General features: G+C 70.4%; 8 protein-coding genes. 2 read left to right on the forward strand and 6 right to left on the reverse strand.

All coding sequences use genetic code 11. From position 1 onward, the window contains the following. Positions 1-88: 88 nt before the first annotated feature. From BLU84_RS14805 to BLU84_RS28695, 4 genes are all read right to left on the reverse strand, one after another. Positions 89-3,298, reverse strand: a complete 3,210-nt coding sequence (locus BLU84_RS14805; RefSeq protein ID WP_074868594.1) for an efflux RND transporter permease subunit — start codon at positions 3,296-3,298, stop codon at positions 89-91. Further along, the gene (locus BLU84_RS14810; RefSeq protein WP_074868596.1) at positions 3,295-6,393 is read right to left on the reverse strand and encodes an efflux RND transporter permease subunit; all 3,099 of its coding nucleotides are present in this window, start codon (positions 6,391-6,393) and stop codon (positions 3,295-3,297) included. The genes BLU84_RS14805 and BLU84_RS14810 overlap by 4 nt, the downstream gene beginning before the upstream one ends. After that, positions 6,390-7,715: an efflux RND transporter periplasmic adaptor subunit gene (locus tag BLU84_RS14815; RefSeq protein WP_074868599.1), complete on the reverse strand. Its 1,326-nt coding sequence runs from the start codon at positions 7,713-7,715 to the stop codon at positions 6,390-6,392. The genes BLU84_RS14810 and BLU84_RS14815 overlap by 4 nt, the downstream gene beginning before the upstream one ends. Positions 7,716-7,879: 164 nt before the next feature. Beyond that, complete coding sequence (locus tag BLU84_RS28695; protein ID WP_425479391.1) at positions 7,880-8,110, reverse strand: DUF6053 domain-containing protein; 231 nt, start codon at positions 8,108-8,110, stop codon at positions 7,880-7,882. Here BLU84_RS28695 and BLU84_RS14820 point away from each other — a divergent pair. Continuing rightward, a complete protein-coding gene (locus BLU84_RS14820) occupies positions 8,109-9,701 on the forward strand; it encodes an alkaline phosphatase D family protein (protein WP_074868602.1) in 1,593 nt (530 codons plus the stop codon). The two genes, BLU84_RS28695 and BLU84_RS14820, sit on opposite strands and share 2 nt — an antisense overlap. A 349-nt stretch (positions 9,702-10,050) precedes the next feature. Here the strand turns inward: BLU84_RS14820 and BLU84_RS26590 are convergent, their stop codons facing one another. Continuing rightward, positions 10,051-10,446, reverse strand: coding sequence for a hypothetical protein (locus tag BLU84_RS26590; protein WP_139175017.1), 396 nt, complete (start codon positions 10,444-10,446; stop codon positions 10,051-10,053). A 16-nt stretch (positions 10,447-10,462) separates the two neighbouring features. Between BLU84_RS26590 and BLU84_RS14825 the strand changes: the two genes are divergently transcribed. Next, the gene (locus BLU84_RS14825; protein WP_074869020.1) at positions 10,463-11,683 is read left to right on the forward strand and encodes a pyridoxal phosphate-dependent decarboxylase family protein; all 1,221 of its coding nucleotides are present in this window, start codon (positions 10,463-10,465) and stop codon (positions 11,681-11,683) included. A 99-nt stretch (positions 11,684-11,782) separates the two neighbouring features. Here the strand turns inward: BLU84_RS14825 and BLU84_RS14830 are convergent, their stop codons facing one another. Next, entirely contained in the window at positions 11,783-13,072 is a 1,290-nt protein-coding gene (locus tag BLU84_RS14830) for an MFS transporter (RefSeq protein WP_074868607.1), read from the reverse strand. Positions 13,073-13,215: the final 143 nt, after the last annotated feature.

Consider the following 13,215-nt stretch of genomic DNA (forward strand, 5'->3'; position numbering starts at 1 on the left):
CAGCGACGCGGTTGATCGGGACGAATGGCCTAGGCGAGTCAATCACCACGCCTGCGACAAACGCTACGCACGCAGTACGACACAACGTTCAGGCCGGCTGCGCCTGCTCGCCGTCACCCTCGCCGACCCCACCCGACCGCGCCAGCCACGCCTCGTTCTTCCCCGGCCGACGCAGCTTGTCCAGGTAGTAGTACACCACCGGCGTCGTCAGCAAGGTCAGCACCTGGCTGGCCATCAGACCGCCGATGATCGCCACGCCCAACGGCTGGCGCAGTTCGGCGCCTTCGCCGAAGCCGATCGCCAGCGGCAGCGCGCCCAGGGCGGCGGCCAGGGTGGTCATCAGGATCGGCCGGAAGCGCAGCATCGAGGCCTCGTAGATCGCCTCGCGCGCGCCGATGCCGCGCGAGCGCTCGGCCTCCAGGGCGAAGTCGATGATCAAGATCGCGTTCTTCTTGACGATGCCGATCAGCAGCACCAGCCCGATCAGCGCGATCACCGAGAACTCCATGCGCAGCAGCATCAGCGCCAGCACCGCGCCGATCCCGGCCGAGGGCAGCGTCGACAGCACGGTCAGCGGATGGATCAGGCTTTCGTAGAGGATGCCCAGCACGATGTAGATCGCCACGATCGCCGCCAGGATCAGCAACGGCTGGCTCTTGGTCGTGTCCTGGAACGCCTTGGCGGTTCCCTGGAAACTGCCGTGCACGTTGGCCGGCAGGCCGATCTGCGCCTGCGCGCGGGCGATGGCGTCCTGGGCGTCGCTGAGCGAGCGGTCCGGCGCGAGGTTGAACGAGATGGTGGTCGCCAGCTGCGCGTCCTGATGGTTGATCGAGGTCGGCGCAGCCGCGTCGGCGAAGCGCGCGATCGCCGCCAGCGGCACCATCTGCCGCGGGCTCTGGGTCAGCGCGCTGCCTTGCGAAGCGCCGCGCACCGGCGAGGCGGTCGGGCCCGACTGGGCCTGGCCTACGGCCGGCGTCGCCTTGGCCGGCACGTACAGGTCGTTGAGCGCGGACGGGTCGCGTGCGTAGACCGGGTCGACCTCCTGGATCACGTGGTACTGGTTGAGGTTCTTGTAGATGGTCGACACCTGGCGCTGGCCGAACGCATCGTAGAGCGCGTTGTCGATATCGACCGGGGCGATGCCCAGGCGCGAGGCGCTGGAGCGGTCGATGGTGACGTAGCTTTCCACCCCGTGCGGCTGGGTGTCGGAATCCACGTCGGTCAGTTCCGGCTGCTGCTTCATCGCCGCGGTCAGCTGGTCGGCCCAGCGCCTTAGGTCGTCGCTGCTGTCGCTCTTGAGCGTGTACTGATACGTCGAATTGCTCTGCCGCCCGCCCAGGCGCACGTCCTGCACCGGGTTGAGGAACAAGGTCGCGCCGCTGATGCGCATCAGCTTGGGCCGCAGCCGCGCGATCACCTGCTCGCTGCTGTCGCGGCGCTGCGGCTTGGGCTTGAGGGTCACGAACACGAAGCCGCCGCCGGCGCGCGAGCCGCCGGTAAAGCCGACCACGGTGGCCACCGCCGGATCGTGGCGCACCACCTCGACGATCTCCTGCAGCTTGCCCTGCATGGCCTGGAACGAAATGCTCTGGTCCGCGCGCAGGCCGCCGGTCATCTGGCCGGTGTCCTGTTCGGGGAAGAAGCCCTTGGGAATCTTGACGAACAACCAGGCGTTGAGTGCGACGGTCAGCGCCAGCAGGGCCAGCATCAGCGCGGCGTGGTCGAGCGCCCAGCGCAGGCTGGCGCCGTAGGTCTGGCGTAGCCGCTCCAGGCCGCGCTCCAGCCACGCGCCGATCCGGCCCGGCGGCCGTTCCTGCGAATGCGGGCGCAGCAGCCAGGCGCACATCATCGGCGTGGTGGTCAGCGACACCAGCAGCGAGATCAGCACCGCCGCCGACAAGGTCACCGCGAACTCGCGGAACAGCCGGCCGACGATGCCGCCCATGAACAGCAGCGGGATGAACACCGCCACCAACGACAAGCTGATCGAAACCACGGTGAAACCGACTTCGCGCGCGCCCAGCAGCGCGGCCTGGAAGCGCTCCATGCCGCGTTCCAGATGGCGGCTGGTGTTCTCCACCACCACGATCGCGTCGTCGACGACGAAGCCGGTGGCGATGGTCAGCGCCATCAGGCTGAGGTTGTTGAGGCTGAAGCCGAGCAGGTACATCACCGCGACCGCGCCGAGGATCGACACGGTGACCGCCACGCCCGGCACCAAGGTCGCGCGCCAGCTCCGCAGGAACACGCTGACCACCAGGATCACCAGCACCAGGGCGATGGCCAGGGTGGCGCCGACTTCGTCGAGCGAGGCGCGGATGGTGTTGGTGCGGTCGGAGGCGATCGACAGCTTGATGTCGGCCGGCAACTGCTTGGCCAGGGTCGGCAGCGCCGCGCGCACACCGTCGACGGTGCGGATGATGTTGGCGCCGGGCTGGCGGCTGATCACCGCCACCACCGCCGGCTGGCCGTTGAACAGGCCCATCGTGTGCACGTCCTCGACGCTGTCGACGACCCGCGCCACATCGTGCAGGCGCACCGCGGCGTTGTCGCGCCAGGCCACCACCAGGTCGCGGAAATCCGCCGCGCTCTGGCCGGTGTCGTTGGTGTAGATCTGCAGCGCGCGCTCGCCGTCTTCGACCACGCCCTTGGGCCGGTTGGCGTTGGCCGCCGAGATCGCCGCGCGCACGTCTTCCAGGCCGATGCCGTAGCGGTTGAGCGCATAGGGATTGATCTCCACCCGCACCGCCGGCAGCGAGCCGCCGCCGATCTCGACATCGCCCACGCCGTCGACCTGCGACAAGGTCTGCTGGACGATGTTGGTCGCCGCTTCGTAGATCTGCCCGGGCGTGCGGCTGGGCGAGGTCATCGCCACGATCATGATCGGCGCGTCGGCCGGGTTGACCTTGCGGTAGCTCGGGTTGCTCTTGAGCGTGGCCGGCAGGTCGCCGCGGGCGGCGTTGATTGCCGCCATCACGTCGCGCGCGGCGCCGTCGATGCTGCGGCTGAGGTCGAACTGCAAGGTCACCCGCGCCTGCCCGATCGAGCTTTGCGAGGTCATCTCGGTGACGTCGCTGATCGTGCCCAGGCGCCGCTCCAGCGGCGTGGCCACGTTCGCCGCCATCGTCTCCGGGCTGGCGCCGGGCAGGTTGGCGCTGACCGAGACGGTCGGGAAATCCACCTGCGGCAACGGCGACACCGGCAGGCTGAAGAACGCCGCCACCCCGCTCAGCGCCAGGCCCACGGTCAGCAGCACCGTGCCGATGGGCTTGCGCACGAACGGCGCCGACAGGTTCATGCGCGCGGTTCCGGTTCCGCGAGCGTTGCGGTCGGCCCCGCGGGCGCTGCGCCGCGCTTGCGGCCGAGCCGGTCGAAGGCCAGGTACACCACCGGCGTAGTGAACAGGGTCAGGATCTGGCTCAGGATCAGGCCGCCGAAGATCGCGATGCCCAGCGGCCGGCGCAGCTCCGAACCTTCGCCCCAGCCCAGCATCAGCGGCACCGCGGCGAACAAGGCCGCCAGCGTGGTCATCAGGATCGGGCGGAAGCGCAGCAGCGCCGCCTGCCGGATCGCCGCCAGCGGTTCCATGCCTTGTTCGCGCTCGGCGTCGATGGCGAAGTCGATCATCATGATCGCGTTCTTCTTGACGATGCCGATCAGCAGGATGATGCCGATGATGCCGATCACGCCCAGGTCCGAGCCGCTCAGCATCAGCGCCAGCAGCGCGCCGACGCCGGCCGAAGGCAGGGTCGACAGGATCGTCAGCGGATGGATGTAGCTCTCGTAGAGCACGCCGAGCACGATGTACACGCACACCACCGCGGCCAGGATCAGCCACAGCTCGTTCTGCAGCGAGGCCTCGTAGGCGTTGGCGGCGCCGAGGAAGGACAGGCTCACTCCGGCCGGCAGCTGCGCTTGCTGCGCAGCGGCGCGGATCGCATCGACCGCGGTGCCCAGCGACACGCCCGGCGCGGTGTCGAAGCCGACCGTGGCGGCCGGGAACTGGGCGACGTGGTTGACCTGCAGCGGCGCGGGGCGCTCGCCGATGGTGGCGATCGCCGACAGCGGCGTCGGCGCGGTCGCGGTCGGCAGGTGCAGGCGGCCGAGATCGGCCGGACTCGCAGCCAGGCCCGGCGCGGCTTCCAGGATCACCCGATATTGCGAAGTCTCGTCGAAGATCGTCGAGACGATGCGCTGGCCGAACGCGCTGTACAGCGCTTCGTCCACGGTCGAGGCGCTGATGTTCATGCGCGCGGCGCTGTCGCGGTCGATCGCCACATACGCCGAGGCGCCGGTGGCGCCGGCGTCGGTGATCACGTTGCGCAGCTGCGGCAGTTCGCGCAGTTTCGCCGCCAGCGCCTGGGCGGTGCGGTCGACCGCGGCCTGATCGGAACCCTGGATCGAGAACCGGTTCTGGGTCGGCCCGGTCTCCGCGTCGATGGTCAGGTCCTGCACCGGCTGCACGTACAGGCTCGCGCCGGGCACCGCCAGCGCGCGCTCGCGCAAGCGCTGCATGATGGCTTCCTGCGACGCGCTGCGTTGGTCCTTGAGGTTGATCAGCATGCGCCCGGCCGACAGCAGCGTGGTGTTGGCGCCGTCCACGCCGATGTAGGAGCTCAGCGAGGCCACGTCCGGATCGGCCAGCAGCGCCTTGGCCACCGCCTGCTGCGCGCGCGCCATGCCGGCGTAGGACACCTCGCGGTTGTAGCGCACCTCGGCCTGCAGTTGGCCGGTGTCCTGGACCGGAAACAGGCCCTTGGGAATGACGACGTACAGCACGACCGTCAGCGCCAGCGTCGCCGCCGCCACCAGCAAGGTCGCGCCCTGCCGCGCCAGCACCCAGTCCAGGGCGACGCCGTAGCGCTCGACGGTGCGGGCGATGAAATCGTCGTGCGGGCCGTGCTCGTCGTGGCCCTGCGGCTTGATCCAGCGCGCCGCCAGCATCGGCGTGAGGGTCAGCGACACCACCGCCGAAATCACGATGGTGATGGCCAGGGTGATCGCGAATTCGCGGAACAGCCGCCCGACCACGTCGCCCATGAACAACAGCGGGATCAGCACCGCGATCAGCGACACGGTCAGCGAGATGATGGTGAAGCCGATCTGGCGCGCGCCCTTGAGCGCGGCCTGGAACGGCGGCTCGCCGCGCTCGATGTAGCGCGAGATGTTCTCGATCATCACGATCGCATCGTCGACCACGAAGCCGGTGGCGATGGTCAGCGCCATCAGGCTGAGGTTGTCGAGGCTGAAGCCGAGCAGGTACATCGCGCCGAAGGTGCCGATCAGTGAGATCGGCACCGCCAGGCTGGCGATCACCGTGGCCGCCAGGCTGCGCAGGAACGCCAGGATCACCGCCACCACCAGCGCGATCGCCAGCACCAGTTCGAACTCGACGTCGCGCACCGAGGCGCGGATGCCGGCGGTGCGGTCGCTGAGCACCGCGACCTTGAGCCCGGCCGGCAGGCCCGCCTGCAGGTCCGGCAGGCGCTGCTTGATCGCATCGACGGTGGCGATGACGTTGGCGCCGGGCTGGCGCTGGACGTTGACGATGATCGCCGGGGTCAGCCCGGACCACGCGCCCAGGCGCACGTTCTCGGCGCTTTCGATGACGTTGGCCACGTCGCGCAAACGGATCGGCGCGCCGTCGCGCCAGGCCACGATCAGTTCCTTGTACTGCGCGGCGCTGGTGAGCTGGTCGTTGGCGTCGATGGCGTAGGACCGGCTGGGCCCGTCGAAGCTGCCCTTGGCGCCGCTGGCGTTGCCATTGGCGATGACCGTGCGCAGGCTGTCGATGCCCAGGCCGTAGGAGGCCAGCAACTGCGGATCGGCCTGGATCCGCACCGCCGGCCGGTTGCCGCCGCTGAGCGAGACCAGGCCGACGCCGCCGACCTGCGAGATGCCCTGGGCCAGGCGCGTATTGACCAAGTCCTGCACCTTGGTCAGCGCCAGCGTGTCGGAGGTCACCGCCAGCGTCAGCACCGGCGCGTCGGCCGGATTGACCTTGGCGTAGACCGGCGGCGCCGGCAGATCGGCCGGCAGCAGGTTGCCGCCGGCGTTGATCGCCGCCTGCACTTCCTGCTCGGCCACGTCCAGGGTCTGGTCGAGATCGAACTGCAAGGTGATGACCGAGGCGCCGGCGGCGCTGGTCGAACTCATCCGGCGCAGGCCCGACATCTGCCCGAACTGGCGCTCCAGCGGCGCGGTCACGGTGTGCGCCATGACCTCCGGGCTGGCGCCGGGATAGGCGGTCTGCACCTGGATGGTCGGGTAATCGACTTCCGGCAGCGCCGACAGCGGCAGCAGGCGGAAGCCGGCCAGTCCCGCGAGCACGATCGCCGCCATCAGCAGCGAGGTCGCGACCGGGCGCAGGATGAAGGGACGCGAGGGATTCATGGCGCGCGGCTGCGCTGCCCGTCGCCGCCGGCCGTAGCGCCCTGCGCGCGTCCGCCGCGGTGGTGGCCGCCTGCGCCCGCGGCCGCGTTGCCCTCGCCGCTCGCGCCGCCTGCGCCGTTCGCGGCGCCGGGCCCGCCGGCATCGCCCGGCAGGCGCACCGCGGCGCCATCGTTGAGCTGGTCGCCGCCGGAGATCACCACCTGCTCGCCGAGCTTGAGCCCTTGCGTCACCGACACCGTATCGCCCGCGGCCGGCCCGCGCGTCACCTTGCGCAGCTGCGCCTTGCGGTCGGCGCCGACGACATAGACGAAGTCGCCGTTCGGCCCGGTGCGCAGCGCGGCCGCCGGCACCGTGATCGCATCGCTCAAGCTATCCAGCAGCACGCGCACGTTGACGAACTGGCTTGGGAACAGCCGCGCATCGGCGTTGTCGAAACGCGCCTTGGCCTTGACTGTGCCGGTGCCCGGGTCGATGACGTTGTCCAGGGTCAGGAACCGGCCCTGGCCGAGCACCTGGGTGCGGGTGCGGTCGAGCGCGGTCACCGCCGGCGGGTCGCCATGCGCCAGCCGCGCCTGGATCCGCGGCAGTTCGTCCTGCGGCGCGGTGAACTCGACATCGATCGGCGTCACCGCCGAGATCACCGCCACGCCGGCGGCATCGCCCGGGGTCACGTAGTTGCCGAGGTCGACCACGCGCAGGCCGACCCGTCCGGCGATCGGCGCGCGCACCTGGGTGTAGTCGAGATTGAGCTGGGCGGTGCCGACCGCGGCTTGGTCGGTGGCGACCACGCCGGTGAGCTGGCGCACGGTCGCGGCCTGGGTGTCGTAATCCTGCTGCGCGATGGTCTGGTCGTGGGCCAGCGGCGCGTAGCGCTTGAGCGTGAGCTGGGCCACCTGCAACTGCGCCTGATCGCGCGCCAGCGCGCCGCGCGCTTGATCCAGCGCGAGCTGGAACGGGCGCGGGTCGATCCGCAGCAGCACCTCGCCCTTGGCGACCTGCTGGCCTTCCTTGAACGCGATGTCGACGATGTTGCCCGCGACCTGCGCGCGCACCGTCGCGGTCGCCAGCGGCGTCACCGTGCCCAATGCTTCGAGCGTGATCGGAATCGTGCCGGAAGCGGCGGTGGCGATGCCGACGGTGGCGGTCGGGCGACGGTTGCCGCGCTCGTTGGCGGCGCGGCCGTGCACCAGCCACCACGCCAACGCCAGCAGCGCGGCGACGCCGAGCAGGGTCAACAGCAGGCCGCGATGGCGGCGCAGCCACGATCCGCGTTCGGCGGCCGGCGGCGGCGGTGCGGGACTGGCGTTCGGCGTCGAGCCCATGGCCTGCGTCCGAGAGTTGGAAGGAGTCGATCTACGCTAACGCGCCAGGTCGCGCGCGGTTGTCCGCATTACAAGACCGTAATCCCGCGATCATCTTCGGCCGGCGGTGTGAACGCGGTGTGGTGGGCGCCAGCGCGGCTTCGGCGGCTTGTGTGCAAGGGACTTCAGGCTTGTGTGGGAGGGACTTCAGTCCCGACGCCTTTCGGCCGGATCGCCGCGAACTGAGCCAGAAGCGTCGGGACTGAAGTCCCTCCCACAACAAGTTCCTGCCACAGCGAGTCCCTTCCACACCAAGCCACGGCAGCGAAAGCGAAGCCGCCGTCACGAATCGCGGCCACACCGCTGCCATGCGCGAACGCTAGCCTGCCGATTCCCCCACGCAGAGCCATCGCCATGCACGACCACGACGCCTCCCGTCGCCGTTTCCTGCTGCGCTCCGGCGGCGCCCTGAGCCTGGGCGCGCTCGGCGGCGCCCTGCCCGCGCTGGCCGCGCCGGCGCTGATCGCCGCCGAGTCGGCGCGGCCGACGTTGCCGTCCGGCCTGCAATTCGGCGATGTCGGCGACGGCCGGGCCACGGTGTGGGCGCGCGCCGACCGCGCCGCGCGGCTGTGGGTCGAGGTCGGCGACGAAGACGGCTTCCGCCGCGCGCTGCGCCTGCGCGGCCCGCTGGCGACCGCGGCCAGCGACTTCACCGCGCGCCTGGACCTGCCGCTGCCGCCCGGCCCGATGCGGCGCGTGCGCGTCGCCTTCGAAGACGCGCGCAGCGGCGTGCGCAGCGACTGGTGCGAAGGCCGCCTGCGTCCGGCGCCGGAGGGCCCGCTCGCGCATGCGCGGCCGGTGCGCTTCGTCTGGGGCGGCGACGTCGCCGGACAGGGCTGGGGCATCAATCCCGAGATCGGCGGCATGCGCATCTTCGAAGCCATGCGCCAGCGCGACCCGGACTTCTTCCTGCATTCGGGCGACACCATCTACGCCGACGGCCCGATCGCCGCCGAAGCCACGGCCGAAGACGGCCGGGTGTGGCGCAACCTGGTCGCCGAGGGCGTGCACAAGGTCGCCGAAACCCTGGACGAATACCGCGGCCGCTACCGCTACAACCTGCTCGACGACCACCTGCGCCGCTTCGCCGCGCAGGTGCCGCAGATCTGGCAATGGGACGATCACGAAGTGGTCAACAACTGGTCGCTGGGCAAAGACCTCGCGGCCGATCCGCGCTACACGGTCAAGGACATCGACGTGCTGGTGCGGCGCGCGCGGCAGGCGTTTCTGGAGTACTCGCCGCAGCGCCGCGGCCACGACCCGGACGGGCGGCGCACGCGGATCGAACGCGTGGTGCGTTACGGCCCGTTGCTCGACGTGTTCGTGCTCGACATGCGCAGCTATCGCGGCAGCAACAGCGACAACCTGCAGACCGCGCCGGGCGCCGACAGCTCGTTCCTCGGCCGGCGACAGTTGCGCGAGCTGGCCGACAACCTGCGCCGCTCGCGCGCGGTGTGGAAGATCGTCGCGGCCGACATGCCGCTGGGCCTGCAAGTGCCCGACGGCGTCGACGCGCAGGGCCGGCCGCGCTGGGAAGCGGTGGCCAACGGCGATCCCGGCCTGCCGCGCGGGCGCGAACTGGAGTTCGCCGAACTGCTGCGCGCGATCCGTGGCGTCGACAACGTGGTCTGGCTGACCGCCGATGTGCACTACTGCGCGGCGCATCACTACGATCCCGCGCGCGCCGCGTTCCAGGAGTTCTCGCCGTTCTGGGAATTCGTCGCCGGCCCGCTCAACGCCGGTTCGTTCGGCCCCAACGCACTGGATGCGACTTTCGGCCCGCAAGTGGTGTTCCAGAAAGCGCCGCCGCACCCCAACGCGTCGCCGCTGGCCGGCTTCCAGTTCTTCGGCGAGGTCAACATCGATCCCGACAGCCGCGCCTTGAGCGTGGACCTGCGCGACCTCGACGGCCGCAGCGTGTTCGCCAAGACGCTCGCGGCGGCGTGACGCCGCGGCGCGGCGTTCATCGAATTCACCCAAGCCGTCCGCCTGCGCGCGCCGAACCGATCGGCGCGGTTATCGAATAACGTTCGATTTTCCGCTGCGCGCGGGGTTTTGCCCCGCGTTCGCGCGATTCTGTGATCGTCCCCGTGACGCAGTGCGATAGACATCGCTACTTGCGCAGCGCATCGCGCGTGAGCGTTGACCGCGCCGACACCGCGACGTAACACTGTCGGCGTCCGTCCCTCCACCGCACGCTACGCGGCGCGCGCTGTCCGCCCTGAACGAGCGGCGCGACGGGAACGGCCGCTGCCACTCCGCTGCACCCTAGCCCGCTGCACCAAAGCCAGACCCATTACATCCAGATCCACCACGCGGCCTCCCGCCGCGGCGCATCGCGCAGCGCGCGCTTCGGCCGCCCGCTCGCGCGACGCGCTTTCGCACGACATGTTTCTTCGCGACACGGAGCCAGTCCCTTGAAGAACCCGTCCCCGCCGAGCGCGCGCACGCGCCGCAACCCCGCAGCCGCCGCGCCGCCCAGGCCTTCGGCCGCCACGCTTTCGTCGGTCGCACTTTCGCCCGCTGCGCTTTCGCCTATCGCTGCGTCGTCGCCGCGCTGCGCGCTGCGCGCGCGCTGACTGCGCCGCCGTGCGCGCGCAGCCGCGACGCGGCGCCGCCCGCGCGCGCCGCACTGCCACGCGCGCGCCTGCGCGCGTTCGCGCCGTGCTGCCGTTCCTACTCCCCCCGTCATGAGAACCGCGCCGATGATGTCCTCGTTGCCACCGCCAGGACGCAAGACCCTGCCCGCCCGCGGCCGTCCCTGGAACGAACTGCACGAAGCGCTGTCGGCGCTGCGCAGCGCCGACACCGACTGGCGCCACGGCCGCGATTCGCTCGAGGTCTACTACGCCGGCGAGGACGTGCTCGACGTCGCCCGCCGCGCCTACACCATGTTCATCAGCGAAAACGCGCGCGCGCCGCAGTTCCCGAGCCTGCAGCGCATGCAGGACGACCTGATCGACATCTCGCTGTCGCTGCTCGGCGGCGGGCCGCGCGCTTGCGGCACGATCACCTGCGGCGGCGCCGAGAGCGCGCTGCTGGCGGTGCGCAGCGCCTACCGCTCGTTCCGCGCGCGCCGCCCGCAGGTGCGCCGGCCGCATCTGCTGGTGCCCTCCAGCGTCCATCCGGTGTACGAGCAGGCCGCCGAGATGATGGGGCTGGAACTGATCCGGGTCGCCATCGGCGGCGATTACCGCGCCAGCGTGCAGACCCTGAGCCAGTGCATCGAAGCCGAAACGATGATGATCGTGGCCTCGGCGCCGTCGCTGCCGTTCGGCGCGATCGATCCGATCGAAGCGCTGGGCCGGATCGCCTGCGAACGCGAGGTGTGGCTGCACGTGGACGCCTGCATCGGCGGCTTCCTCGCCCCGCACGTGACCCGCAGCGCGGCCGGCGTGCCGCGCTTCGATCTGGCCGTGCCCGGCGTGCGCTCGCTCGCCGCCGACCTGCACAAGTTCGGCTACGCCGCCAACGGCGTGTCGGTGCTGCTCTACGCCGACGCCGACGACCACACCCATCAGGCCTTCGAATACGACCAATGGCCCAAGGGCCTGTGGCGCAGCCAGACCCTGTCGGGCACGCTCGCCGGCGGCGCGGTCGCCGCGGCCTGGGCGGTGATGCATTACCTCGGCGAATCCGGCTACCGCAGCCTGGCGCAGCGGGTCATGCACCTGCGCGACCGCTATCTGGAAGGGATCGACCGCATCGGCGGCCTGCACGTGCTCGGCCAGCCGGACTTGAGCGTGATCGCGTTCGGCTCCGACGAATTCGACATCCACGCCGTCGGCGACACGATGCAGGCGCGCGGCTGGCATATCAGCCGCCTGTCGACACCGGCCGCGCTGCATATGACGGTGACGCCGGTGCACGATCAGGCGGTGGAGGCGTATCTGGACGATCTGGCGCGCTGCGTGCACCAGTACCGTTAGAGGCGCGCAGCCGCAAGCCAGGCGTTCGCCGGGCGCAAACGAAACGGGGAACGGGCTTTCGCCCGCTCCCCGTTTCTCATCTACGTGTCGCTGGTCTTGTCAGCTGCGCAGCTTCAGCGCCCGGTTCACGCCCAGCGCCGCCATCGTGCACACCGCGCCCGACAGCAGGTACACGCCGACGAAGGCCAGGCCGAAGTGCGCGCACAGGCCCAGCGCCACCAGCGGCGCGAACGCGGCGCCGATCAGCCAGGCCAGATCGGAGGTCAGCGCGGCGCCGGTGTAGCGGTACTTGGCGCCGAAGTTGGCGGTCACCGAGCCGGCGGCCTGGCCGTAGGACAGGCCGAGCAGGACGAAGCCGACCAGGATGAACACGTCCTGGCCCACGTTGCCGCCGCCCAGCAGGGTCGGGGCGAAGCCGCTGAACATCGCGATCGCCGCGGCCAGCGCGGCCAGGGTGCGCGGACGGCCGAATTTGTCGGCGATCCAACCCGAAGCCACCACCGCGCCGGCGGCGAGCGTGGCGCCGATGATCTGCACGATCAGGAACTGGGTCACCGACTGGTCGGAATACAGCACGATCCACGACAGCGGGAAGATGGTGACGATGTGGAACAGCGCATAGCTGGCCAGCGCGGCGAACGCGCCGATGACCACGTGTCGGCCCTTGGCGTTGAACAGCTCCATCACCGGGGTCGGCTCGAGTTGCTGCTCGCCGAGCTCGCGCTCGTACTCGTGGGTCACCACCAGGCGCAGGCGTGCGAACAGCGCCACCACGTTCAGCGCGAACGCGGCGAAGAACGGATAGCGCCAGCCCCAGTCGAGGAAGTCCTGGCGCGACAGCGCGGTGCTCAGATAGGCGAACAGCGCCGCGGCGATGATGAAGCCGACCGGCGCGCCGAGCTGGCCGAGCATGGCGTACCAGCCGCGGCGTTCCTTCGGCGCGTTGAGCGCCAGCAGCGACGGCAGGCCGTCCCAGCTGCCGCCCAGGGCCACGCCCTGGCCGAGGCGGAACACCGACAGCAGCACCAGCGACAGCGCGCCGATCTTGGCGAAGCCCGGCAGGAAGGCGATGCCGGCGGTGCAGGTGCCGAGCAGGAACAAGGCGATGGTGAGCTTGGTGCTGCGGTCCCAGCGGCGCTGGATCCACATGAACAAGATCGTGCCGAACGGACGCGAGATGAAGGCCAGGGCGAAGATCGCGAACGACCACAGCGTGCCTTCGAGCTTGCCCAGGTGCGGGAAGAACACCGACGGGAACACCAGCGCCGAGGCGATGCCGTAGACGAAGAAGTCGAAGTATTCCGAAGCGCGGCCGATCACCACGCCGACCGCGATGTCGCCCGGCGCGACCTCGGCGTGCGAATCGGTGCCGTGCACCGAGACGGTCATGGACTCTGCCGCGGAAGCGGGATTTGCGTGATTTGGCGTTTGCATCGTCGGCTGCAGCTCGGTGCGTGGTTCGATAAAGAATGCGGAATGTCGCGGGGCGCTGCGCGGTGTGCCGGATCGGGCGGATCGGTTCATCCGGCCGC

It is taken from the genome of Lysobacter enzymogenes (assembly GCF_900106525.1).
GTDB lineage: Bacteria > Pseudomonadota > Gammaproteobacteria > Xanthomonadales > Xanthomonadaceae > Lysobacter > Lysobacter enzymogenes.

Excerpts from the sequence above, each read along its gene's own strand:
- BLU84_RS14825 (WP_074869020.1), top strand. The coding sequence starts at position 10,463 with ATGTCCTCGTTGCCACCGCCAGGACGCAAGACCCTGCCCGCCCGCGGC.
- BLU84_RS26590 (WP_139175017.1), bottom strand. The coding sequence starts at position 10,446 with ATGACGGGGGGAGTAGGAACGGCAGCACGGCGCGAACGCGCGCAGGCG.
- BLU84_RS14820 (WP_074868602.1), top strand. The coding sequence starts at position 8,109 with ATGCACGACCACGACGCCTCCCGTCGCCGTTTCCTGCTGCGCTCCGGC.
- BLU84_RS14805 (WP_074868594.1), bottom strand. The coding sequence starts at position 3,298 with ATGAACCTGTCGGCGCCGTTCGTGCGCAAGCCCATCGGCACGGTGCTG.
- BLU84_RS14810 (WP_074868596.1), bottom strand. The coding sequence starts at position 6,393 with ATGAATCCCTCGCGTCCCTTCATCCTGCGCCCGGTCGCGACCTCGCTG.
- BLU84_RS14815 (WP_074868599.1), bottom strand. The coding sequence starts at position 7,715 with ATGGGCTCGACGCCGAACGCCAGTCCCGCACCGCCGCCGCCGGCCGCC.
- BLU84_RS28695 (WP_425479391.1), bottom strand. The coding sequence starts at position 8,110 with ATGGCGATGGCTCTGCGTGGGGGAATCGGCAGGCTAGCGTTCGCGCAT.
- BLU84_RS14830 (WP_074868607.1), bottom strand. The coding sequence starts at position 13,072 with ATGACCGTCTCGGTGCACGGCACCGATTCGCACGCCGAGGTCGCGCCG.